The organism is Methanolobus sp. (genome assembly GCF_016278365.1).
Lineage (GTDB): Archaea > Halobacteriota > Methanosarcinia > Methanosarcinales > Methanosarcinaceae > Methanolobus.
Genome location: NZ_JADQBZ010000002.1, coordinates 179,507 through 201,588, shown reverse-complemented (window position 1 = coordinate 201,588; position 22,082 = coordinate 179,507). Strand labels below are relative to the sequence as shown.

27 protein-coding genes and 1 CRISPR repeat array are annotated in these 22,082 nt (G+C 45.0%); of the genes, 24 read left to right on the top strand and 3 right to left on the bottom strand.

Features of this window, described 5'->3' with window-relative positions; translation table 11 throughout:
- Positions 1–3: 3 nt before the first annotated feature.
- Genes cas7e through cas2e form a run of 5 tightly spaced genes read left to right on the top strand, consistent with a single transcriptional unit; the run spans position 4 to position 3,739 of the window.
- Entirely contained in the window at positions 4–1,110 is a 1,107-nt protein-coding gene (gene cas7e, locus QZZ22_RS01060) for a type I-E CRISPR-associated protein Cas7/Cse4/CasC (RefSeq protein WP_292461754.1), read from the top strand.
- A gap of 20 nt (positions 1,111–1,130) precedes the next feature.
- On the top strand, positions 1,131–1,877 hold the full coding sequence (gene cas5e, locus QZZ22_RS01055) for a type I-E CRISPR-associated protein Cas5/CasD (RefSeq protein WP_292461751.1): 747 nt from the start codon (positions 1,131–1,133) through the stop codon (positions 1,875–1,877).
- Positions 1,874–2,551 carry a type I-E CRISPR-associated protein Cas6/Cse3/CasE gene (cas6e, locus tag QZZ22_RS01050; protein WP_292461749.1) on the top strand — a complete coding sequence of 226 codons (678 nt, stop codon included), beginning with the start codon at positions 1,874–1,876 and terminating at the stop codon, positions 2,549–2,551. The genes cas5e and cas6e overlap by 4 nt, the downstream gene beginning before the upstream one ends.
- Positions 2,552–2,562: 11 nt before the next feature.
- Positions 2,563–3,474, top strand: a complete 912-nt coding sequence (cas1e, locus tag QZZ22_RS01045; protein ID WP_292461747.1) for a type I-E CRISPR-associated endonuclease Cas1e — start codon at positions 2,563–2,565, stop codon at positions 3,472–3,474.
- A 28-nt stretch (positions 3,475–3,502) separates the two neighbouring features.
- Entirely contained in the window at positions 3,503–3,739 is a 237-nt protein-coding gene (gene cas2e / locus QZZ22_RS01040) for a type I-E CRISPR-associated endoribonuclease Cas2e (RefSeq protein WP_292461745.1), read from the top strand.
- A 137-nt stretch (positions 3,740–3,876) separates the two neighbouring features.
- Positions 3,877–5,065: direct repeats of the CRISPR family, unit length 29 nt; unit sequence GAGTTCCCCATACGCGTGGGGATGAACCG.
- Between the two features lie 45 nt (positions 5,066–5,110).
- Here cas2e and QZZ22_RS01035 read toward each other — a convergent pair.
- On the bottom strand, positions 5,111–5,455 hold the full coding sequence (locus tag QZZ22_RS01035; RefSeq protein ID WP_292461742.1) for a hypothetical protein: 345 nt from the start codon (positions 5,453–5,455) through the stop codon (positions 5,111–5,113).
- A gap of 70 nt (positions 5,456–5,525) precedes the next feature.
- A complete protein-coding gene (locus tag QZZ22_RS01030) occupies positions 5,526–5,837 on the bottom strand; it encodes a hypothetical protein (protein ID WP_292461740.1) in 312 nt (103 codons plus the stop codon).
- 120 nt (positions 5,838–5,957) lie between these two features.
- Here QZZ22_RS01030 and QZZ22_RS01025 point away from each other — a divergent pair, with 120 nt between their 5' ends.
- The 15 genes from QZZ22_RS01025 (at position 5,958) to mtaA (ending at position 16,533) form a co-directional block, all read left to right on the top strand.
- Positions 5,958–6,107, top strand: a complete 150-nt coding sequence (locus QZZ22_RS01025) for a hypothetical protein (protein WP_292461738.1) — start codon at positions 5,958–5,960, stop codon at positions 6,105–6,107.
- 200 nt (positions 6,108–6,307) lie between these two features.
- Positions 6,308–6,649 carry a hypothetical protein gene (locus QZZ22_RS01020; RefSeq protein WP_292461736.1) on the top strand — a complete coding sequence of 114 codons (342 nt, stop codon included), beginning with the start codon at positions 6,308–6,310 and terminating at the stop codon, positions 6,647–6,649.
- Positions 6,646–6,792, top strand: a complete 147-nt coding sequence (locus QZZ22_RS01015) for a hypothetical protein (RefSeq protein WP_292461735.1) — start codon at positions 6,646–6,648, stop codon at positions 6,790–6,792. Before QZZ22_RS01020 ends, QZZ22_RS01015 begins: the two co-directional genes overlap by 4 nt.
- A gap of 127 nt (positions 6,793–6,919) precedes the next feature.
- Positions 6,920–7,219, top strand: a complete 300-nt coding sequence (locus QZZ22_RS01010; RefSeq protein WP_292461733.1) for a hypothetical protein — start codon at positions 6,920–6,922, stop codon at positions 7,217–7,219.
- Positions 7,219–7,479, top strand: a complete 261-nt coding sequence (locus QZZ22_RS01005; RefSeq protein WP_292461732.1) for a hypothetical protein — start codon at positions 7,219–7,221, stop codon at positions 7,477–7,479. Before QZZ22_RS01010 ends, QZZ22_RS01005 begins: the two co-directional genes overlap by 1 nt.
- Positions 7,480–7,514: 35 nt before the next feature.
- Positions 7,515–8,507 (top strand): ATP-binding protein, encoded by a 993-nt coding sequence (locus QZZ22_RS01000; RefSeq protein ID WP_292461730.1) that lies wholly within the window; start codon positions 7,515–7,517, stop codon positions 8,505–8,507.
- Positions 8,504–8,821 carry a hypothetical protein gene (locus tag QZZ22_RS00995; protein ID WP_292461728.1) on the top strand — a complete coding sequence of 106 codons (318 nt, stop codon included), beginning with the start codon at positions 8,504–8,506 and terminating at the stop codon, positions 8,819–8,821. Before QZZ22_RS01000 ends, QZZ22_RS00995 begins: the two co-directional genes overlap by 4 nt.
- Positions 8,822–8,829: 8 nt before the next feature.
- Positions 8,830–11,937 (top strand): phage/plasmid primase, P4 family, encoded by a 3,108-nt coding sequence (locus QZZ22_RS00990; RefSeq protein WP_292461726.1) that lies wholly within the window; start codon positions 8,830–8,832, stop codon positions 11,935–11,937.
- A 48-nt stretch (positions 11,938–11,985) separates the two neighbouring features.
- Complete coding sequence (locus QZZ22_RS00985; RefSeq protein ID WP_292461725.1) at positions 11,986–12,132, top strand: hypothetical protein; 147 nt, start codon at positions 11,986–11,988, stop codon at positions 12,130–12,132.
- Positions 12,133–12,183: 51 nt separating this feature from the next.
- Positions 12,184–13,428 carry a site-specific DNA-methyltransferase gene (locus QZZ22_RS00980; protein WP_292461723.1) on the top strand — a complete coding sequence of 415 codons (1,245 nt, stop codon included), beginning with the start codon at positions 12,184–12,186 and terminating at the stop codon, positions 13,426–13,428.
- Positions 13,401–13,835 carry a hypothetical protein gene (locus tag QZZ22_RS00975; protein WP_292461720.1) on the top strand — a complete coding sequence of 145 codons (435 nt, stop codon included), beginning with the start codon at positions 13,401–13,403 and terminating at the stop codon, positions 13,833–13,835. Before QZZ22_RS00980 ends, QZZ22_RS00975 begins: the two co-directional genes overlap by 28 nt.
- Positions 13,828–14,190 carry a hypothetical protein gene (locus QZZ22_RS00970; protein WP_292461719.1) on the top strand — a complete coding sequence of 121 codons (363 nt, stop codon included), beginning with the start codon at positions 13,828–13,830 and terminating at the stop codon, positions 14,188–14,190. The genes QZZ22_RS00975 and QZZ22_RS00970 overlap by 8 nt, the downstream gene beginning before the upstream one ends.
- A complete protein-coding gene (locus QZZ22_RS00965; RefSeq protein WP_292461717.1) occupies positions 14,156–15,082 on the top strand; it encodes a terminase family protein in 927 nt (308 codons plus the stop codon). The genes QZZ22_RS00970 and QZZ22_RS00965 overlap by 35 nt, the downstream gene beginning before the upstream one ends.
- Before the next feature lie 3 nt (positions 15,083–15,085).
- Entirely contained in the window at positions 15,086–15,292 is a 207-nt protein-coding gene (locus tag QZZ22_RS00960; protein WP_292461715.1) for a hypothetical protein, read from the top strand.
- 218 nt (positions 15,293–15,510) lie between these two features.
- Positions 15,511–16,533: a methylcobamide:CoM methyltransferase MtaA gene (gene mtaA / locus QZZ22_RS00955; RefSeq protein ID WP_292461713.1), complete on the top strand. Its 1,023-nt coding sequence runs from the start codon at positions 15,511–15,513 to the stop codon at positions 16,531–16,533.
- Between the two features lie 195 nt (positions 16,534–16,728).
- Here the strand turns inward: mtaA and QZZ22_RS00950 are convergent, their stop codons facing one another.
- A complete protein-coding gene (locus tag QZZ22_RS00950) occupies positions 16,729–17,262 on the bottom strand; it encodes a hemerythrin domain-containing protein (RefSeq protein WP_292461712.1) in 534 nt (177 codons plus the stop codon).
- Positions 17,263–17,455: 193 nt separating this feature from the next.
- Here QZZ22_RS00950 and hcp point away from each other — a divergent pair, with 193 nt between their 5' ends.
- The 4 genes from hcp to QZZ22_RS00930 all read left to right on the top strand — a co-directional run bounded on the left by hcp (position 17,456) and on the right by QZZ22_RS00930 (position 21,666).
- Positions 17,456–19,072 carry a hydroxylamine reductase gene (gene hcp / locus QZZ22_RS00945; protein ID WP_292461709.1) on the top strand — a complete coding sequence of 539 codons (1,617 nt, stop codon included), beginning with the start codon at positions 17,456–17,458 and terminating at the stop codon, positions 19,070–19,072.
- Between the two features lie 210 nt (positions 19,073–19,282).
- Positions 19,283–19,588 carry a hypothetical protein gene (locus tag QZZ22_RS00940; protein ID WP_292461706.1) on the top strand — a complete coding sequence of 102 codons (306 nt, stop codon included), beginning with the start codon at positions 19,283–19,285 and terminating at the stop codon, positions 19,586–19,588.
- 265 nt (positions 19,589–19,853) lie between these two features.
- On the top strand, positions 19,854–20,327 hold the full coding sequence (locus QZZ22_RS00935) for a hypothetical protein (protein WP_292461704.1): 474 nt from the start codon (positions 19,854–19,856) through the stop codon (positions 20,325–20,327).
- Positions 20,328–20,778: 451 nt separating this feature from the next.
- Positions 20,779–21,666: a hypothetical protein gene (locus QZZ22_RS00930; RefSeq protein WP_292461703.1), complete on the top strand. Its 888-nt coding sequence runs from the start codon at positions 20,779–20,781 to the stop codon at positions 21,664–21,666.
- Positions 21,667–22,082: the final 416 nt, after the last annotated feature.

Here is a 22,082-nt window from a genome sequence, read left to right as displayed (position 1 = left end):
AAGATGACAAAATTCGTACAAATACACACACTTGTATCGTATCCCCCATCCAATCTTAACCGGGATGATCTGGGAAGACCAAAGACTGCCGTAATGGGGGGAACTCAAAGGTTAAGGGTATCTTCACAAAGTCTTAAAAGGGCCTGGAGAACATCAGATATCTTCAAAGAAAGCCTTAGTGGACACATCGGTATCCGCACAAAGGGCATGGGGCCCAGTGTCTATAAGGCTCTGACAACAGGCTTCAATTTGGCGGATATTCTGGACTGCAAAGATAATTCATTTCCTGTCAACCCGCTGGTATCTGAAAAAGATGCAAGGGAATGGTCCAGATCAATTGCAGGTGTCTTTGGCAAATCCAAAAAGGACAGTGAAGATTCCTTAACCGGCCTTGAGATAGAGCAGCTGGCTCATTTCAGCCCTGAAGAGATATCAGCAATAGATCAGCTTATTGCTAAAATTTCGTCATGCAAAAGCGCTCCTTCAAAAGATGATCTTGATCTTTTGAGGCAGAAGCACACTGCTGTAGACATTGCCATGTTTGGCCGTATGCTTGCATCCAATACCAAATTCAATACCGAGGCGGCAGTACAGGTTTCTCATGCCATTACCACAAATGAAGTTGCAGTTGAAGATGATTTCTTCACAGCAGTGGATGATTTGAACAGAGGTGAAGATGACATGGGTTCAGGTCACCTTGGCGAAACAGAGTTTGCCTCCGGTCTTTTCTATATTTATGTCTGTGTAGACTGCGAACTTCTGGAGCGCAATCTTGGTGGAGATAAAGAACTTGCAAAGAAGGCTTTGTGTGCACTGGTTGAGGCAATGGCAAAAGTATCTCCGACAGGAAAGCAGAATAGTTTTGCATCCAGAGCTTATGCATCTTACATGATGCTAGAAAAAGGTAAGCAACAGCCTCGTTCTCTCTCGGTTTCGTACCTGGAGCCCGTCAGAGGAAGGAGCATGTTGAAAAGTGCTATAGATGCTCTCAAACAGACAAACCAAAATATGATAAAAGTATACGGTGGCTGCTGTGAAAATAGTATGGATATGAACGCCTACACAGGTGAAGGCTCATTGGATGAAATGCTGAACTTTGTGGTCAATTAGATGTACAGGAGTCGATTAGCTTGGATAATTATTTAATTTTTCGACTGTACGGTCCAATGGCTTCCTGGGGTGACATTGCGGTAGGTTCTTACAGGCCTACTTTTGATCACCCCTCTAAATCAGCAATATTGGGCCTTCTTGCAGCAGCATTGGGAATTCGCAGAGATGAAGAGGAAAAACAGCTTGAACTGGCTTCTGGCTACAATTACGGAGTTCTCATAAACTCACCAGGTTTTATGCTTCGTGACTACCATACTTCTCAGGTCCCTTCTGCAGGTACAGGCAGGAACAGGAAGATATTTTTGACCAGAAAGGATGAGCTATCTGTTCCCAAGGAGGAATTGAACACCATTCTTTCCACTCGTGACTATTACTGCGATGGTCTTTACACTGTAATTCTTTCTTCAAGGAAAGAGAATCCTCCTTATTCGCTTGAAATGCTTGCAAATGCTATTAAAGAGCCTTCATTCTCGATGTATCTTGGGAGGAAGTCCTGTACTGTAGCACTTCCACTCGATCCTATGATCATATCTGCTCCCACTATGAAGGAGGCAATTGTAAATGCCGAGTTTAAGGATGATGCGTTTATCGGAAGACTTATTGATGTCAGAAGTTGCCGGTTCTATTGGGATGATCCGGATGAGGAAGTTTCTCATGAGCATAGCGTTTCCCGCCGCGATGAAGTACTGAGCCGGAAAAGGTGGCAGTTTGCTGACAGAAAAGAATACTATTCAATGATTAGCTGGAGGAAAGATGCATGTACATGAGTAAGGCAAACCTGCTCCCTCCTATAGCAGTTTCAGATAAATCTTTCACTAACATGGGAAGCAGTTACAATATTCACCGTATGGTATGGTCCTTATTTTCAAAAGGACCTGATAATGAAAGGAGCTTTTTGTATCGTCAGGAATCGAACGGGACACTGCCGACTTTTTATATTGTATCAGAAAGTGAACCGGAGAACGAATCTGAAGTATGGGATATCAATGTAAAATCGTATGATCCTGCATTAAGACCAGGGCAGGAACTTTCTTTTTCCCTTCGAGCCAATCCAATTGTCTCAAAAAGAGACGAAAAAGGAAAACAGCACCGTCATGATGTAGTGATGGATGAAAAATTTAGCATGAAAAAAGAAAGTTCCGACAAAGATAACTGCCCGTATGTTTCTGAGATTGTTCAGCGAAAAGGAGTTGAATGGTTACAAAAGAAAGCAGACAAAAGCGGTTTTTTAATAGATGAAGAACAGGTGCGTGCAGATGGTTATCGTAATCACAAGTTCTACAAGCCAAATGGCAAGCACAACATTAGCTTCAACACCATTGACTTTACAGGAGTTTTAACTGTAACTGATCCAGAGTTGTTCAAACAGGCACTTTTTGAGGGAATTGGTCCTGCAAAAGGTTTTGGCTGCGGATTGCTTCTTGTGCGTCCGATTCGTTAAGGTGGTAATCCATGCTTCCAAAACTCAAACCCATTGCCATAAAGGAACGCTTCTCCCTATTATTCCTCGAGAAAGGTGAACTCGATGTAGTGGACGGAGCCTTTGTGATCATTGACAAGAACGGCGTGCGTTCTCATATTCCTGTTGGGGGTATTGCATGCCTGATGCTGGAACCGGGAACAAGGGTTTCACATGCAGCGGTAGTACTTGCTTCAAGGGTTGGCTGTTTATTGATCTGGGTTGGCGAGGCAGGTGTCAGACTTTATTCAGCAGGACAGCCAGGCGGTGCAAGGGCAGACAGATTACTATATCAGGCAAAACTTGCTCTTGATGATGATCTTAGAAGAAAAGTAGTCCGAAAAATGTATGCGATGAGGTTCAATGAGCTTCTCCCTGACCATTATAGTGTCGAACAGATGCGTGGGATGGAAGCAGTCCGTGTGAAGAAAATGTACCAACTGTTTGCTCATCAGTATGGGATCGAGTGGAAGGGACGCAATTATGATATCGGGGACTGGGATAGTGCTGATGTGCAGAACAAATGCCTTAGTTCAGCAACTTCATGCATATATGGAGTAGCTGAAGCAGCAATCCTTGCTGCTGGATATTCTCCAGCAGTTGGTTTTATTCATACAGGAAAACCCAGATCTTTTGTATATGATATTGCAGATCTATTCAAATTTGAAACAGTGGTCCCGCTTGCCTTTAGGATTGCGTCCGAGAAACATAACAATTACGAAAGGGCTGTCAGACTTGCCTGCAGGGATGCTTTCAGAGAAACACGCTTGCTGAAGAAGATAATTCCAACTATCGAAGAGGTACTTTCAGCCGGTGGAATAGAATTACCTGATACCCCCGAAGAATCAGTACCTCCTGCAATACCAAATGAAAGGAGCATTGGTGATGTTGGTCATCGTACTTGAGAATGCGCCGAATAGATTGCGTGGTCGTTTGGCAGTATGGCTTCTGGAAGTCCGTGCTGGTGTTTATGTTGGAGATTATTCCGTAAAAGTAAGGGAAATGATCCTGCAGAACATTGAAGAAGGACTGGAGGAAGGAAATGCAGTTGTGTTGTGGTCTTCTCCAAACGAAACGGGATTTGATTTTATAACACTTGGTGAAAACCGTCGCATCCCAATAGAAATGGATGGGATAAAGTTAATATCGTTTTTGCCAGATACTAATTAAAGTAAAAGAGGATTTCTATGCACTTAAATGTTTATTTGCAGAAAAGTCTATCTAAAAATACGTGCAAAATAGCTGCAAGTTGTTTATATCGAGAAGGCAGAATCCTTTTTCCTTGTTAGTTGGATAAAAGATGCACAGAGTTCCCCATACGCGTGGGGATGAACCGGATCCATGCCTATGAATATCAGGATGTTCTCGGAGTTCCCCATACGCGTGGGGATGAACCGGCGGTGATCTGCTGGCTTGTGAGGTCGCCCATGAGTTCCCCATACGCGTGGGGATGAACCGATTTCCTTCCTCTACTTCTGGGTTATTTGTGTGAGTTCCCCATACGCGTGGGGATGAACCGTATTCATGAACTCCAACCCCGGAGAGAATCCAGAGTTCCCCATACGCGTGGGGATGAACCGACAGGGCTGCTTTTACGCTAGTTGGTTCAAATGAGTTCCCCATACGCGTGGGGATGAACCGGTTGATACTGGGAACAGTGGCAGAGATGGAATGAGTTCCCCATACGCGTGGGGATGAACCGTATGAAAAATAGCAGAGGGTTTTAATCATGGCGAGTTCCCCATACGCGTGGGGATGAACCGGTTTGTCAAACAGTCTTATGCATTTCTCGACAGAGTTCCCCATACGCGTGGGGATGAACCGCCACCACCTTAGCGACAAGAGTATGATCATCGGAGTTCCCCATACGCGTGGGGATGAACCGACATATATAGTGGCGAAAGGCTGCATAGTGGAGAGTTCCCCATACGCGTGGGGATGAACCGGGGTGCGTTGTCTATTGATTTGGATTTGACTAGAGTTCCCCATACGCGTGGGGATGAACCGGATACCAGATTGCATCTAACAGGGACTTTAAAGAGTTCCCCATACGCGTGGGGATGAACCGACAATACACAACTATGATTTAAATTCAGCTTAGAGTTCCCCATACGCGTGGGGATGAACCGCCTTATAAAAATGAAATTCGATACAATAGACAGAGTTCCCCATACGCGTGGGGATGAACCGCATCACAAGCATAGCCTCTTCATCCAAAAACAGAGTTCCCCATACGCGTGGGGATGAACCGTGGTGCCCTTCGGGCACGGCCCTAACCCATCTCGAGTTCCCCATACGCGTGGGGATGAACCGATCTTGTGGCGATTGACACACACCCGACAGAGGAGTTCCCCATACGCGTGGGGATGAACCGGCGAAAATATACGCGGAAAAAGACTATAGAATGAGTTCCCCATACGCGTGGGGATGAACCGGAATTAATGCTTACACAATTAGCGGCAAATACGAGTTCCCCACATGTGTGGGGATGAACCGAAGAAACCACTCATTTAAATGTAATGTAGGTAAACCCTGAAAAGTTCATGGAGGCCTTGTCTCTACATAATACAAATGCTGCCTGTCCGGACAGTACATATCCAGCTCGATCTTTAACTTCTGCACCAGGTCACAACAATACTGTTCCAGGACACCGAACTTCTCCCGGAGTATCTTGCAGAGCTCATGGGTTGAGATCCCATTATAAACGTGATCAGCAAGCTCGTGCAGGACAGATTCTGCCAACTCGCCGGGGGTACAGGAGTCTGTTACTTCAGCATCCGTAAGCCATGATATTCTTATGTCGCCTAAAATAAGATTTCTTCGATTAAATCGAATGTTATGAAATGATCTCTCACCACATGTTGCACATTTTGTTTTTATATACATGCAAATCACCTAGCACTTAACCGGATGCTGACAAGCTTGTAATTTCGATCAACAGTGTTTTTCAACTGAATTATTCGATTATGTCGTCCACGATGATGGGGCGAATGCTCTTGGAAGTCTTACCCTCTTCAAACATCTGCTTGAGTAACTTTACCATGGCAGGAGTTATGTCTTTTTGTGAAAGTGTTGACAGTGACCCCTCAGCTTCCATGTCTTTTTCTTTCTGCTCTCTCTTGTAATGCCCAATGAACTCCGCAAGTGCAACGCTTACAAGATCGGACATGCTGCTGAAATCACCCGTATCGACCAGCTCTTCTGCCTGCTTCTTGATGTAAGGACTCACTGTTGCGTGAATTGATTCTTTCTTATATTGGATTGCCATTACATGATGATGTAGTGTTTATTCCATATATATGTTTTTGCAAGGAATTCCGCCTAATTATGACACTTGGGTTACATATTTATATTAGAAAGTCTATGTCATAATTAGGAGATAATCCTCATGAAGTACAAGCATTTACATGTGAATTTGCCTTCCAGTGACTATGAACAGATATTGCAGATCGTAGATTCTGGAAAGTATATCAACGTCAGTGACGCTGCCAGGCACTACATCAGATCCGGTCTACAGATAGATGAGGTGAAAGAGTGAGAAAAAAGTACAAGGCAATACGCTCGCAGATCGCGAGACGAGAAATGATTGGAGTGATGACCAATGCCATCTGACTTTGCAGGAGAGAAGGCACTGGCCGTCCACAAAAAGGCACACCGAGAAAATTATGGAGCTCTTCCCGTGTGGTACCCAATGTTCGAAACGGCTCATATGGTTAAATTTCTTACGGGGGCTTGAGCATGGGCTGGTCTAAGAGCGGAGGCTATGCAGGCCGGCCGATAGGGTCCACAAAGGACCGATACTGGCTAGGTGAGGGCCACCAGGAGCGCAGGTACAATCATGCCATGGACGTCTGCAGATCCACATTGGACCGGGTAGGCCAGTGCCCCAGATGTCACAAAAAGACAGCAATATGCATTGAGGCAGGGGTTACAACAAAGCTTGGCGCCCGGTCCTGGTGGAAATGCTCTGAATGCGAACATGAGCATACACGTGAGATATCTCCTGAAAAGATGGCTCAGTATTATTGTGAGGACCTGAACAGGATGAACGATGCAAGATCTCATGAGGCTGCAGCATGACCATCAACAGCATTCCGCTTGCACGCACAAGGATCGTGGCCGAGTGCATATGCGACCAATGCGGCCATATTTTTGAGATCGACTGGCAGTGTAAGAACCGACCCATCTACTGCCCGGAATGTGATAAGGAGGTCAGACCTTAAAGGTCACCTCCTCCACCCACTCCGGGACTTCTGGGTCACTCCCGGGTTCGAGCCCCGGCCGGAGCATCGGCCTGCAGAACATAGAGATTGCAGGCTTTTGAGATACAACCGAAAGGAAGTGTACGAAATGACAGAAGAAGTTGAAGTATACATCGATTTCGACCGATTGCCAACTGGCATAGGTTACACGAAGGACGATCCTCTGAAACACATCGGTGCTGCGGATGTGACCAGGATCCAGCAATGGGTCCGTAGCAAGGTTTCCGGAGAGAACGAGGTCTTTGCGGTCATAACCGGCAGAGCATCCCGATTTGTGAATATGGTCGCAACAGCGGAGCTTGCATCATGCAATAACGTGACCCGGATAGGATGGTCTCAGGCTGGGATGGTGCCTATTGTTGTGAAGGATTTCAGGAGGAATACCTGATGAGCGATACCTTGTCAGATCCAGCATCAAAAATGAGTTCTGAAACCCGCATCGTCTACACCCAGGGATACGAGATCTCAACAAAGATCGGTGCAGAGATCGATTCAAAAGGCAACATCAAGCCAAATGCACAGGTCACAATCTCTCGGAAACTGGAGAGCGGCGATGAGATCCGGGAACTGATACATGCAGATGTTTCCAGAGGAGTGGAGGAAGTAATGCTTGCGATCGATGAGATCCTGAAGAGAGGTGTTCAGTGAATGAAACCGAGATATGCAGGATGTGAGGTGTGAACATGGAAGTAAAACTTGACAAAGACACACTTGTACCTATGCTCAATATGATGGGATATAACACCCTCAACGGTACTGACGTGTGGAAAAAGGCCAGTGACAACCAGGACGAGTTCGTGTTCTGGGGCGTGGACTTCAAGAAGAACGAGATCTTCAAATGGGTAGAGGACCACCGGGAATACGATGTACCTGGAGACGAAGTGCTCACAGAGCTCAGGATGCTTGTAGAAACTTCATGTGAACAAAGTGGTGAAGCCCAAAAAGACGAAACCTTAGCCGAGCAAAGCAAAGAGGATTGTCCGCAAGAGCCCACCAATAAAGAGAACGCATCACCAGCTTATGAAAATAACGCTACTCCGACACAATTGCTGAGCCTTATCCACGGATATGTCGGGAACGATGTCCTTGAGGTTTTCGGGGACACAGGCAGCGGGAAATCAAAGTTTGCTATGGCAGTCGCAAAGGAAGCCATTGCTGCAGGAAAAAAGGTGTTCTATCTTGACACCGAGAGGAACCTGACAGAGACTGACATCAAGGACCTAAAGGGATGTGAGTACAAGTACACTCCTATTATCGATGAGATTGACAAGATCGTACAGAAGCTCCCGAAGGTGGATGTCGTCATCATCGACTCCATCGGGTTCCCAGTGCTCACAGCCTATGCCAGGATGAACATGAAGCAGAAAGGCGATGCTCTGTTGAAGCTTATCGCAATCTTCGGTGACCTCAAGGGTTGGGCATACTTGAACAGCGGTGTCGTGGTCGTCACGAACCAGCCAGAGTCCGAGTTCAACAAGGAACCGGGGCATGTCCTCCGACCATTCGGTGACAAAAGCCAGTTCGCTGCCAAGGAGATCTGGAAGACAGAGATAGTGGACCGCAAGCCCGCGTACACTAACATCCGCATCAGTGCTTTCAGGAGCCGGAGTGTTGGGCACAGGACAAAGATAGCGGACATGAAGATCAGTAGCAATGGTGTGGAGTTGAAAGCATGAGTATATGCAAAACATCTGATTATGTTATGCGAGGGCCTATTGGCTGTGAGGTGTGTGGAAAAAAGGTGGATAAATGGATAGAGATCGTTCCTGGAGGAGATCTTTGTATCAATTGTGCACAGTCCACGATGCGAGTTCTTTTCCAGGATATTATTGAGTATCATAATGGAAAAGCGGTGAGCTTGCTTGATATAATGTTCCACGGAGCCAAAGATGTTAATAGGAAAAGATTACCGAAAGGCATAGCTCCAAACGGCAAACCTGATCCTAATTTTTGTGATCGTGTTGTAGAAATGCAATTGTTTGAACAGTGAGGTGTTTCATGGCGAGTGATAGAGACACTATCGAGGAGATCAAGTCGAAGATCGATATTGTTTCGCTAATTGGAGAAACTGTTAAACTCACGAAAAGAGGAAACTTCTATCGGGGAGCAATATCTGCCAGCTCAAAGTCAGGTGCTTCGCTTATAGTAGATCCGTCAAAACAGATATACAATAATTTCGCAGGAGATAATGGCGGAGATATTTTTAACTGGATAGCGTACCGCGAGGACCTTGACATAGAATCCGATTTTCCCCGGATACTTGAGATTGCAGCTGAAAAAGCAGGCGTTGTCCTGGAACACCAGCACAAAGAGCTCCTCTCTGACAAAGCTCTGGTGTACTCTTTCCTCCGGGCAGTTGCGGGGTATTACCATACACAGCTCTCCGATGAGTGTAGGGCATACATACACCGCAAATGGGGTATCAGCGACAAGATGATCGATGAGCTCCTGATAGGCTGGGCTCCGGAGAACTGCCACCTGCAGAAGGAGATGTGGGACCTATTCCCGGAAGATGTCATGAAGATGTCCGGCCTTTTCAATGTCACAAACGATGGCAGGATGCGAGACATCTTCCGAGGGAGGATCATCTTTCCTTACTGGAAAGGCGGAAAGGTAGTCTACTTCATTGGCAGAGATCCCAACCCTTCTGAGAATAGCCCCAAATACTTCAAGCAGCTGGTGCATTCCGAAACCAGGCCATATGTCAGCAAAGTGATAGACAATTCTGTGTTCTACGGCGAGGATTCCCTCAAGAAAGCAGATTCTGTGATCATCACTGAAGGTGTCACCGACTGCATCAAAGTTCTCCAGGAAGGTCTGGCCTGCATCTCGCCTGTCACGGTCCGTATCAAGGATGAGCAGAAGGAGTATGCCTATCAGCTGGTCAAGAACAAGTCCGAGGTCATCATATGCAACGACAATGAGGACAACGGTACCGGTAAGAAAGGCGCCATTGCAACTGCAGAGTACCTTGAGTCAAGAGGTGTACCCGTCAAAGTCATCGAGTTGCCAAGGCCTGATGGTGTGGACAAGATAGACCTGGCAGAGTACCTGCAGGACAACAGCAAAGAAGATTTCCTGCAGCTGGAATCCAACAATGTCTGGGAGATCAAGCTCCACACTCAGAACATTCCTGAAAAGGCAATGGACAGGTTCAGGGCAGCTAAGAGGTTCATACAGAACGAGCTCAAACAGATGGACCCTGTAATGAGGAAGATCTTTATTCGCAATGATGTCAGGGGCTACTTCGAGCTTCAGAATACTGACATCAGCGATATCCTGAGATCGGTCAAATTTGAGGATGATACTCCTGCAGAAGTTGAGGAGGACCATGGATTCTTCACCGAGCGTGGTAATCTCAAGGTCAAGAAGCTTGGCGAGTACGTCCTTTCACTTCACAGGTTCATCACCTTTGAGGATACGAAGAACATTTTCCATTATCGTAACGGTGTCTATGTGCCTGGAGGGGAGGACATCATTGCTCGTATAGTCCAGACATCTCTGGGGGACGCTTCCAAGAAAAAGCATATTTCCGAAATCCTCAATTTCGTGCAGCTTGAGACATTGATCCCGCGTGGACAGATCAACCATGACCTCAAGCGGATCAACCTATTGAACGGTCTGTACAATCTTGGAACAGACCGATTGGAGCCGCACACACCGGACTATATCTCTATTGTACAGTTACCTGTAACCTATGATAGAGATGCTAAATGCCCGCTAATTGAGAAGTTTGTAGCCGAGGTACTTGAACCCAAGCGTGTGCCGGTGATCTATGAGTTCCTTGGCTACTGCATGGTACCCGACACCAGACTGGAATATTCCCTTATGCTGATCGGCAAAGGTGCCAATGGGAAGTCCGTTATGTTGTCTCTATTCGGAGAGTTCCTTGGAGGGCACAACACCAGTGCTGAATCCCTGCACATGCTTGAGAAGGATCCTTACTCTACCGCAGAGCTGTATGGGAAACTGGCGAATATCTTCCCGGACCTGGCCTCCCGAGCCATCTATGAGAACAGTACCTTCAAGATGCTCACAGGTAACGAGAAGGAGATCAGAGCACAGCGTAAGTTCGAGCATCCGTTCAAGTTCAAGAACACTGCCCGCCTGATATTTAGTGCCAACAACCTTCCCCCCGTTCCTGGTGACGACTTTGCTTACTTCCGAAGATGGATCCCTCTGAAGTTCCCGAATACCTTTGAGGGGAAGAGAGCGGATAAGAATCTGATAGACAAGCTCACACAGCCTGAGGAACTGTCAGGCCTGTTCAATGTCTGTGTGAAGGCCCTGAAGGGACTGCTGCAGAGGGGTCACTATAGCTTTGAGCTTACAACAGATGAAGTGATGAAGCTCTACAGGATCAATTCTGACCCTATAGCGCAGTTTGCAGACGACTGTGTGGTCTACTCTGACAGTGACACTTTAAAGTCAAGGATGTATAACGAGTTCATTGTATGGTGCCAAAATAACGATGTTCCCCTGGTACATGAGAACGTGTTTTCAAAGAGGTTCACAAAGCTTGGGTATATCACCGGAAGAGAAAGCGCTGGTGAAAGGAGACGGACTTGGCAGAACTGTGCTCTCAGGCAATCCGTCCAGGGAGACAAAATCTGCCCGGACGGCAAAAAACAAGATGCTGAGGATGATTCGTCCATATGTCCAAGCACTTCTTTACATTGTAGTAATAACCAAAATAACACTATAGAGTGTAATGAAAATATAATTCATGTATATGAGTACAATAGAGAAAATGCCTGGACGCCTGGACGGCAAACAACCTCCTCTGGTCAACCGGACTCGATTTTGCTCAACGGTTCTGACGTCCAGGCAAATTATGATAATGGGACAGAACCAGGCAAGCAATTCCTGCAATCAATAACTGAGAAACTAGCTTGCTTCTTTGGCCCGGATGAAACTCTTACAGAGCAACGTGTAATTTATTCCTGCATTCGAGAAGTTATGAAGACGACTTACAAGAGAGACCAGATAGTGGCGCAATGTAAAATGTTGAATGTGCCCATGGTAGGAGAACGTCTCGATTTGCTAAAACAGAAAGGAGTGATACACGAGAAACCTGACGGTGACCTTGTGTGGATAGGAGGATGACCTATATCCCCTGCAACCGTTGCCCGTCATTACATCGGAGGTAAACTATTGAAATTCAAACCAATGTCCAAGCACTGTCCGGAATGCAAGAAGTTCCTCTTCATCACATCAGCTGACCAAAAAGAGGTGGAATGCACTAACTGCAAGTCAAAATTCTGGGTGCTGAGGAACGGAGAGAAACTCGAGAAGATCTGAATTTTCGTATAAATAATAGATAAATCTAACATTAAAAAAAAGGTACAAAAAATGCAAGTCATTACTATGCCGATAGGCGATTTGAAACCATTCATCGATAACCCTAAAAGGCACCCGGAAAGTCAGTTGAGCATGCTGAAGAAGTCGATGCGGGAGTTTGGGTGGACAAACCCCATCCTCATCACAGCCGACAAGATGGTCGTAGCAGGCCACGCAAGGCTCCAGGCTGCCCTTGAGCTGGGATTTACCGAGGTTCCCGTAATAAGCCTCGACCTTCCATACGAGAAAGCCGTGGCCTACGTGATTGCCGATAACAGGCTGGCCGAACTGGCCGAGACAGATACAGAAAAGCTGGCAAAGCTGCTGCAGGAAATAGCAGAGATCCCGGACTTCGACTTTGAGGCGATTGGTTACACCCTGGATGCAGTGGACGATTTACTTGAGTCGATAACACCAGTAGAGGTGGTGGAAGATGAACCACCGGAGGTGCCAGAGGAGGCGGTGACAGTTCTCGGTGATATCTGGGAGCTTGGCAACCATCGATTGCTCTGTGGTGATTCTACATTGCAGGCAGATGTTGACAAATTGATGAACGGGAGACTGGCAAACATATGCTGGACGGATCCACCATGGAATGTATCATATGGCGAAGGTTTCAGGGGTGGTAATAATGCTCTTGGATGGAAGAAGCGGACCATCCTGAACGACAATCTTGGTGACAAGTTCGGTGAATTCGCAGAGAGATTTTGTGACCAGATATACCGCAGGTTGATCCATGGTGGAATATTGTACATGGCAATGTCTGCTCAGGAATGGGGGCTGATAATGTCTCAACTAGAAGAAAGCGGATTCCACTGGTCATCGACTATAATCTGGGCAAAGGACAGTCTGGTTGTAAGCAGAAAAGATTATCACACACAGTACGAGCCTATATGGTACGGTTGGAAAGGTGATGCTCCTCGAGCATGCCCTGTGGAAGATAGAAAACAGTCTGACCTGTGGGCGATACCCCGGCCAAAACGAAGTGATGAACACCCGACAATGAAACCAGTAGAACTTGTTGCAAGAGCAATAGAAAATTCTAGTAATCGTGGGGATTTGGTTATTGACCTGTTCGGCGGCTCAGGCACGACACTAATTGCGTCACATCAACTCAATCGTGTCTGTTACACATGCGAACTTGACCCTCGGTACGCCGATGTAATTGTTCAACGATATGTCAATCTGACAGGCAACTGTGAACTGAAACGAAATGGTGATGACTACATATGGGGAGAAAGAAAGGCAGCACAATAATGGCCGAAGTATCCGAGCCACTAATCAAGCTGCTCAAGTCCGGTGTCCCTGTGATCCATGCATGTGATGCAATTGGGGTCGCTTCTGTCACCTACTACGACTGGATGAAGCGTGGCGAACGAGCAACATCCGGGCAGTACCATGACTTCTATCTCAAGGTTAAGCAGGCCAAGGCAGAGGCCATTGCCAGGAATGTGGCCATCATCCAGAAGGCAGCAGGTCATTCATGGCAGGCTGCAGCGTGGTGGCTTGAGCGCACATGTCCTGCTGAGTTTGGCAGGCGTGAAGTTGAGATCAATATGACCCAGAACAACGTCGAGATCAATACAGATGAAACAAGAGAGAGGATCGTTAGCAGAATCAATAGCATTGCTTCCAGGCTCAGAGCGCCAGAAGATCATGAGTGATATCAGCGATGATGAGCTCTCGAAGCTGGAATATGACTGGAGATTCTGGGCTCGACCCAATCAGCTCGCTCCGGAAGGAAGCTGGCGGTACTGGCTGGTTTGTGCTGGGAGAGGCTGGGGGAAGTCCATGGTAGGGGCTGAATGGGTCCGTGACAGAGTAGAATCCGGCAAGGCCCGCAGGATAGCCTTAGTGGCTCCAACTGCAGCGGATGCCAGGGACACTATGGTTGAAGGAGAGTCTGGCATATTGTCGGTCTGCCCGCCATGGAATCGGCCTATACGAGCCATCCAAACGCAGGCTCACCTGGCCCAACGGTGCGATGGCTTTGCTGTTTTCTGCAGAGGAACCGGATAGACTGAGAGGACCCCAGCATGACACTGCCTGGTGTGACGAGATTGCGGCCTGGAAGTATCCTGACAGGACTTGGGACATGCTGCAGTTTGGCCTCCGGCTGGGAGATGATCCAAGGGCAGCCATCACCACAACACCTCGCCCCATTCCGCTAGTCAAAGCCCTCTTGAACGATTCCAATACCCACGTGACAAGAGGGTCCACCTACGAGAACCTGTCCAACCTGGCACCTGCCTTCATCGATGTGATCATCAGCAGATACGAAGGGACTCGGCTGGGCAGGCAGGAGCTCAACGCAGAGATCCTGGACGACAACCCGGATGCACTCTGGACCCGGGGGATGATAGAAGATGCCAGGGTGTCCAAAGTTCCTAACCTTCTGCGTATCGTGGTTGGCGTGGACCCGGCGGTTACATCCAACGAAACTTCAGCTGATACCGGCATAGTTGTTGCAGCTGTGGATGAACGCGGAGAGTACTATGTCCTGGGAGACTATACCATCCATGCAACACCGAAGAAGTGGGCTCAGGAGATCATTGCAGCCTACTACAAGCATTCTGCAGACAGGGTCATCGGCGAAGTGAACAACGGGGGCGAGCTCGTGGAGTATACGCTTCGGACTATTGACCCGAATGTATCCTATCGTTCGGTCAGAGCCAGCCGGGGAAAGCAGACCAGAGCCGAGCCTATCAGTGCTCTGTATGAGCAAGGCAAGGTGCATCACGTAGGATCCTTCCCGGCCCTGGAGGACCAGATGTGTGACTGGGTCCCGGGCGAAGGCAGTAGCCCGGACCGTGTGGATGCTCTCGTGTGGGCCCTGTCGGAGCTCAGCAAATCGAGATATGGGCCGCAGAAACTGAACATGTCAGCACTTATCAAAACAAGACCGAGGTAATCTATGAGACCCAAACTCTATGCAACCGTGAGCAAGAATACGACCGCAGTACTTCATCGGGTGATGAAAGAGCAGGACTGTAATAAGAGCCAGGCGGTGGACTTCATTGCGGAGCATTACTCGAAAACGCAGAATAGTCTCAGGGAGAAGCAGGTGGAAGAGACTGCAGAGCGTGTGATTGAGAAATTAAAGCTGAAGAGGCTAGTGTAAATATTCGAATTATAAGCTTCGCACTTTTATGAGGGGTTATAGGTAAGGCCAAAAAGCCTAACTGTGTAAAAAGCATATCTTCTTTTTGAATCAATATCTCAAAATTGATAGGCTCGTAGGTTCAAGTGGTGTTCATGTGAAACCATTTTAACAGATGCAGACTAACTTTCTATATCTATAACCTTATGGATCTTCAAGGTTATTCCAAGAGGTATCTTATGACAGATATATCACTAAGGCAAAGATTTTTAGATTCTCTGATGGGAAAATATGTTGATAAAGTGCCCGTCTGTTCAGTAACTCAGACAGGAACAGTGGAATTGATGGAAGCCACTGGTACCTTTTGGCCGGATGCAAATTATGATGCTAAAATGATGGCAATCCTTGCTATTGGAGGATATGAGATTGCAGGTTTAGAAGCAGTAAGGTATCCTTTTGATGGAACTGCTATTGCGCAAACTCTTGGTTGTACTATCAAAGAAGGAACATTTGACTCCCAACCAGCGGTCCTTAAGGGTCCATGTCAGAATAAAGAAGATGCTTTAGAGTATACTATTCCTGAAAATTTTATGGAATCTTGCCGTATTACCACAATATTAGATGCTACAGTATTTGTCAGAGAAAAAGTAGGGGATGATGTACCTGTTGTTGCGGGAATGGTTGGTCCTGCAGCAATAGCTGCATTTCTCGTAGGTATAAGAAATTATCTGATGTGGTCCATTACTGATCCGGAGATTATAGAACGAGTTGTTCAACTCGGAGCAGAGGTATGTACGGATTACTCCAATGCTCTTTTTGAAAGAGGTGCAGATGTCGTATGTATGCCCGACTCAGAAGCAGGTCCTGATCTGTTACCACCAGACTCTTTTGAATCCCTGTTCTTACCAGCGTATAAAAAATTGTGTCGCAATACGTCTGGCCCCATGATCTTGCATATGTGTGGAGATGCCACTGCAATTCTAGATCCAATGGCAAATGCAGGATTTGAAGGATTGAGCATTGAAGAAAAAGTGGATCTCAAATATGCTAAAGATGTTATAGGGGGCAGAGCTTGCCTCATAGGTAATGTAGCTCCTGTTGGTACTCTTTTATTATCACAACCCTCCGAAGTGAAAAGAGAAGCTAAGGTGTGTATAGAGAATGGTGTGGATATCCTGGCGCCAGGTTGTGGACTTGCACCCCATACTCCAATTATAAACTTAAAAGCCTTAGTAAGTGCAAGGGACGAATATTATGAATGATTGAACACTGAGATATGTGCCAGGATCATTATGAAATATATCTATTCTACATAACCCGAAAATGCAGAACCTTATCGAGGAGAAGCAATTGGAAGAGACTGCTGAGCTTGTGATCGAGAAACTCAAGCTGAAAAAGATGGTGTAGAGAAACAAAGTCCTCTACAGTTGTTTCTAAAGAATCCAAGTTACAACTACCTATGACATAACATATATCTCTTTCAGATTATGAAGCATTTTGTGGAATTCCTCATGTTTGCCTTCACCGATTTTCTCGATCTCAACAATTTCAAACGATTTTAGCAAATTCTCTTGAACTTTCTCAGCAAGATGTTTATCTGCCAATGGAAAAAGGATATTGTCTTCTTTGTTGATATGCTGGGTCAAAAGTTCAATATAGTCTCTTGAGCTCTTGACTATCGTAGATAGAGCTTCAGAATCCATATTTACCGAAACTGCCCCAGCTATCATATCAACACTCCTTCTTCCATGTTCATGTTCTTCCAGAAGAGAATCTATGATTTCTGTTGAACCGGGAACATTTGCCCTTCTCATTATAGGAAAAAGATATTCTTCTTCCTTTGTGTGGTGGCATTTGTCGACAAAAACTTTCACGAATTCAACCACGTTCTCAAGATGCTCATGTTTAATTTCCTTTCCGGATTCTATTTTCATACACATCCCATCCATTATTTTAAGCATCAGATTTACTGCATGGTGTTCTTCTTTCAAATCATCGGTTGGTTTCGTATAATTTCCCCCATTGTTTTCTTACTAGTTTCTGCAATCAATTGCTTATTCTATTGAGATAATCTTCTACGGAGCAGTCACAGATATCCATTTGGAAACTATTCTCCTTATATGCAAGTATCTCTTAAATACAAGTATCAAAAAGATATCAATTATAGGAAGCATGGTGAAAAAAATGTTCTGCTATCAGTGTCAAGAAACAATGAAGGGGAAAGGCTGCACAAAGAATGGAATGTGCGGTAAGAAAGGGGAAGTTGCAGATCTTCAGGATGATCTCATCTATGTGCTTAAGAGTGTTGCATTCTTCAACCAGAAAGCAAGAAAGGCAAACATTTCTGATAATAGCACTGATGATTTTATGCTTGATGCATTGTTCTCAACCATAACTAATACCGATTTCAGAGTTACTGGAATTCAGGAGCGCATCGACAGAGGATTCAAGATCCAAAATGAGATCAGGCAGAAACTTCTGGACAACAATGCACTTGATGAGAACGGTTTGCCTGAGATTGCAACTTTGACCCCGGAGAACCTTAAGGACAGGAATACAGGCATACTTGCAACAGAGGATGAAGATATCCGGTCATTAAGGGAACTGTTAATCTTTGGTATCAAAGGACTTGCAGCATATGCACATCATGCTATGATGCTTGGTAATATCAATAAGACGGCCAACTCATTCATTGAAGAGGGACTTGTGGCAACAACGGATGACAGCCTGAACGATAAAGACCTCATCTCACTGGTCCTGAAATGCGGGGAACAAGGCTTTGATGTGATGGCAGACCTTGACAGAGTGAATACAACTAAATTCGGAAATCCTGAACCCACACAGGTTAACATCGGAACAAGAGGCAATCCCGGGATTCTCATAAGTGGACACGACCTGAAAGACCTGAAACAACTACTGGACCAGACCAAAGGAACAGGCGTGGATGTCTATACTCATGGAGAGATGCTGCCTGCAAACTCGTATCCTGAATTTAAGAAATATGATCATCTTGTCGGCAACTATGGCGGCTCATGGTGGCATCAGAAAGAGGAATTCGAGAGTTTCAATGGTCCTATATTACTTACAAGCAACTGCATAATTCCTCCAAGGGAGAGCTACATTGGCAGGCTATACACCACAGGCTCCGTAGGTTATGACGGTGTCACACATATTGTAGCCGAGGACGATATGAAAGATTTCTCCGCTCTCATCGAGCAGGCAAAGACATGTGAACCTCCGATACAACTAGAAGAAGGCACCATTATGGGAGGTTTTGCTTACAACTCGGTGTTATCTAATGCAGACAAGATCGTTGATGCTGTCAAAACAGGAAAGATAAAGAAGTTCGTTGTCATGGCAGGCTGCGACGGACGGCACAAAGACAGGCAATACTACACGGATTTCGCAGAAGCATTGCCCAAAGATACTGTTATTCTCACCGCCGGGTGTGCAAAATATCGCTACAATAAACTTAACCTAGGGGAAATTGATGGAGTTCCAAGGGTACTGGATGCAGGGCAGTGCAATGACTCGTTCTCGCTGATTGTGATTGCACAGGGTCTTATGGCAAGACTTGGATTCACAGATGTTAACGATGCACCAATCTCGTACAATATCGCATGGTACGAACAAAAAGCGGTCCTTGTATTACTTACCCTTTTGCGACTTGAAATAAAAAATATTACACTTGGTCCGACACTTCCAGCATTCGTCTCACCAAATATCCTGAATGTGCTGGTTGAGAAGTTCAATATCAGACCAAATTCCACAGTTGAAGAGGATCTCAAGGTCCTTCTTTAAACTTTTTACCGGAAGATTATTAGCAAAACAAAACAAGACTTTTGATTTTAAACAATCAAGACACTCCAAGATGTGTCACTTGAGTAGAATCTTTCAAGTAGCATTCAAATAAGTCTTTTGCCCATTCAATTGATTCTGTGTTAGTGCTTAGAACAAACTTGTTATCAAATTCTCCGTTTTGTTTAAGCATGCTTATCAAGGGATGACTTTATGAAAACAACAAAAGAATCAATACCCAATAAACAAAAGACAAGTTCGTCTGCTGATAAGACAAGTGGAGAGAGTGCTGTGCTTGCAAAGATCGCTGAGATGCCGCAACCATATCGCTCCATGGGCGAGCGGCTTCATGTCATCATCACATACAGTGCACCATCTCTCTCGCCAAGAACCTGGTATAGGATGCCTGCTTATAGCAAGGACGGCAAGGTCATCTGCTTCTTCCGCGGCACGAAGAATGATAGATATATGACATTTGGTTTCGACGAGAAGGCGAATCTTGATGAAGGCCACATGTGACCGACCTCTTTTGCACTGAAGGAGTTGACTGCCGCCGAAGAAGCAAATATCACCTCAGTGGTAAAGAAAGCAGTGAGCTGAGGACAGGGTTCTCCAAGGGCTTTTAGTTATAACTTAATCATTGGCAATAGTTGTTATGATGCTCTTTTTGAGAGTTTCATAAGAATATTTAAAAAGCACTCTAGAACTTATCAATGCAAGTCAATAATATTATATAAATCCTACATCTAATTATATTAATTGCTGCACTTGAAGGAGAGGTTTTATGGAGAGTCAAATAATCAGTATTATCCCAAATATGAAAAAGAGTAAAATGCTAGGTCTATCGGAAGACACTTTTACACTCGTTGCAACATCGGACATAACTATCTTTGCCAAGGTAACGAATAAATTGATGAAGAAAATAGTACAAGAGTCCCGCGATCAAGCGAAAGCTGAAGGCAAAGGTTTTTTCGGGCAGTGGGGAGCACAGATAAAGGGATCATTTAACTATGCTGAAAGATATGCTGGGATGAATCCACAGGAAATTCTCATGGAGAGTCCTGAGAATTTCTCAGTCCCAAATGGAAACATAAGTTCTGTTACTTTAAAAAAGAAGACTCGCCGTGATCGTGAAGAACACACTTCCTTAATATTCTGGATAGTTACAATCACATATAGCTCAGGTACTATGAAATTCACGACAGATGCCGATCCAAGGGATCATCTGCAAAGAATATACGGTACCCGTGTTAAATAATTTGTTGAAATGCCATATCTGAAGCAGATATTTATCATGCTCTTTCTTGATAAATTGTGATTTTCGCAGTTTTCAATAGGGAGAGTAGCGCTATGCAATAAAAAAGGAGAGAATTAAAGCCCTCCTTCATTCTTTTTCTTACATAAACCATTATCATCCCTATTACAAGCACAATTGCAATTAACCATGCAAGGAAACCAAGTCTTTTTCCATCAGTGGACTCTTCAATAGGAGTTTCTTCAGCTGCAACTGATTCGACTATTGGGAAGAAGGGTCATATATCCTAGTAGTTGGCATTAAGTTTCTACTTATTGAAAATTGCCACTTCACCTGGATAACAAGGATTTCTTCAAGATTAAAAGAAGATTATTTATATAATTTACTTCAACTTCTTATTGATACAAACTTTCTTTAATTCGTTTTTGTCGAAAAAACAGGAGGAGTTAAATAAATGATGAATTTAACAAGGATCAACAGAAGTATTGTCTATTCTTTATGTCTCTTGATGATATTTGTAATAATGCCTATGGAAGCTGAAGCTTCCGAAGGTGCCTGGGTATATGAGAAGACAGTCTATTTGAGCCAGGATGGTTCCCGACAATGGCTTGATACTCAACCATCTGAGATAGGACTACGTTTTGATGATGGTGGTTATGAACTTGGGAAAATGAGCCCTGGAAGAATGGAAGTCGATAAAAATCGGCCGAATAGGCTTCTTAAAAATAATCCCGATAAAACAACACCAGAAATTATTCTCTTAGACTTTACATGGACTAATCCACCTCATACTTTGCGTCCAGGTGAGGTTTTCAATGTTAATATAGATAGAGATGTACATCAATTCCAGCATGGTGATTGGTATCCACTTATCTGGTCCAAAGCAGAAACTGGACTTGTTGGCACGAATTTTGCTTCTACCTATTTTAGAGGGCCCGACGGTGAAGAATATGCTGAGATGGTTTGGACAGACTCAAATTGGGGCCACACACAAGGCCAAACAGAACCTATGAAGCGCTACGTTTCAATGGATTCCATGGAGGCAACCTGGACAGGGGCGTTACCTGAAGGCCAGCCTGGGCAGCAACGAGCTATCCAGATACAAATAGGCCATATTGCAGGAACATACTATGCAGAAAGGCACTTATACAATTGGAAGGGGGATATTAGTGTTCTATCAGAACCAGCAAGTGAGACACTACTTGACGATGCAGCTGAAGAATATATGGATAATGAAGAACATGAATATAGTGATGAAACTATCCCCGGATTTGAAGCACTGTTTCTCTTAATTTCGCTAATAATTGTTCTCTTCATAAATAAGGGTAAAGAAAAGAAATAATCGTTCAATTCGATAGACCTGTAGAAATCCGAATTTGAGTCATAGATATCTATCCTTGGCAGGATTGTCAAGGTTGTCTATCTCCTTAAAGTAAAAATCTTAACAGACACTTAAGCCAGTGCCTGTGCCTTTTTTTGAACAGAAAAAATGAATCTTAATAAAGTTCCAAAGTACTGTTTCCACATATCTTTCATATGGTCATTAGGATCCTCCTTGATATGGATGTCTGATGGTGGCCGCCTTATCAAGTTATGTTGCTAGAGCCATCATTTAATCATCGTCATCTAGGTCCTCATCCCTGTCATCTAGATCATCGTTCCTGTCATCAAAGTCCTCATCCCGATCATCTAAATCATCATTTCTGTCATCAAAGTCCTCATCCCGATCATCTAAATCATCATTTCTGTCATCAAAGT

Excerpts from the sequence above, each read along its gene's own strand:
- QZZ22_RS01025 (WP_292461738.1), top strand. The coding sequence starts at position 5,958 with ATGAAGTACAAGCATTTACATGTGAATTTGCCTTCCAGTGACTATGAA.
- QZZ22_RS01010 (WP_292461733.1), top strand. The coding sequence starts at position 6,920 with ATGACAGAAGAAGTTGAAGTATACATCGATTTCGACCGATTGCCAACT.
- QZZ22_RS01020 (WP_292461736.1), top strand. The coding sequence starts at position 6,308 with ATGGGCTGGTCTAAGAGCGGAGGCTATGCAGGCCGGCCGATAGGGTCC.
- QZZ22_RS01005 (WP_292461732.1), top strand. The coding sequence starts at position 7,219 with ATGAGCGATACCTTGTCAGATCCAGCATCAAAAATGAGTTCTGAAACC.
- QZZ22_RS00980 (WP_292461723.1), top strand. The coding sequence starts at position 12,184 with ATGCAAGTCATTACTATGCCGATAGGCGATTTGAAACCATTCATCGAT.
- QZZ22_RS00965 (WP_292461717.1), top strand. The coding sequence starts at position 14,156 with ATGGCTTTGCTGTTTTCTGCAGAGGAACCGGATAGACTGAGAGGACCC.
- QZZ22_RS01000 (WP_292461730.1), top strand. The coding sequence starts at position 7,515 with ATGGAAGTAAAACTTGACAAAGACACACTTGTACCTATGCTCAATATG.
- QZZ22_RS00975 (WP_292461720.1), top strand. The coding sequence starts at position 13,401 with ATGGGGAGAAAGAAAGGCAGCACAATAATGGCCGAAGTATCCGAGCCA.
- mtaA (WP_292461713.1), top strand. The coding sequence starts at position 15,511 with ATGACAGATATATCACTAAGGCAAAGATTTTTAGATTCTCTGATGGGA.
- QZZ22_RS01030 (WP_292461740.1), bottom strand. The coding sequence starts at position 5,837 with ATGGCAATCCAATATAAGAAAGAATCAATTCACGCAACAGTGAGTCCT.
- cas6e (WP_292461749.1), top strand. The coding sequence starts at position 1,874 with ATGAGTAAGGCAAACCTGCTCCCTCCTATAGCAGTTTCAGATAAATCT.
- QZZ22_RS00970 (WP_292461719.1), top strand. The coding sequence starts at position 13,828 with ATGAGTGATATCAGCGATGATGAGCTCTCGAAGCTGGAATATGACTGG.
- cas7e (WP_292461754.1), top strand. The coding sequence starts at position 4 with ATGACAAAATTCGTACAAATACACACACTTGTATCGTATCCCCCATCC.
- QZZ22_RS00930 (WP_292461703.1), top strand. The coding sequence starts at position 20,779 with ATGATGAATTTAACAAGGATCAACAGAAGTATTGTCTATTCTTTATGT.
- hcp (WP_292461709.1), top strand. The coding sequence starts at position 17,456 with ATGTTCTGCTATCAGTGTCAAGAAACAATGAAGGGGAAAGGCTGCACA.
- QZZ22_RS01035 (WP_292461742.1), bottom strand. The coding sequence starts at position 5,455 with ATGTATATAAAAACAAAATGTGCAACATGTGGTGAGAGATCATTTCAT.
- QZZ22_RS00940 (WP_292461706.1), top strand. The coding sequence starts at position 19,283 with ATGAAAACAACAAAAGAATCAATACCCAATAAACAAAAGACAAGTTCG.
- QZZ22_RS00960 (WP_292461715.1), top strand. The coding sequence starts at position 15,086 with ATGAGACCCAAACTCTATGCAACCGTGAGCAAGAATACGACCGCAGTA.
- QZZ22_RS00935 (WP_292461704.1), top strand. The coding sequence starts at position 19,854 with ATGGAGAGTCAAATAATCAGTATTATCCCAAATATGAAAAAGAGTAAA.
- cas1e (WP_292461747.1), top strand. The coding sequence starts at position 2,563 with ATGCTTCCAAAACTCAAACCCATTGCCATAAAGGAACGCTTCTCCCTA.
- QZZ22_RS00995 (WP_292461728.1), top strand. The coding sequence starts at position 8,504 with ATGAGTATATGCAAAACATCTGATTATGTTATGCGAGGGCCTATTGGC.
- QZZ22_RS00990 (WP_292461726.1), top strand. The coding sequence starts at position 8,830 with ATGGCGAGTGATAGAGACACTATCGAGGAGATCAAGTCGAAGATCGAT.
- QZZ22_RS01015 (WP_292461735.1), top strand. The coding sequence starts at position 6,646 with ATGACCATCAACAGCATTCCGCTTGCACGCACAAGGATCGTGGCCGAG.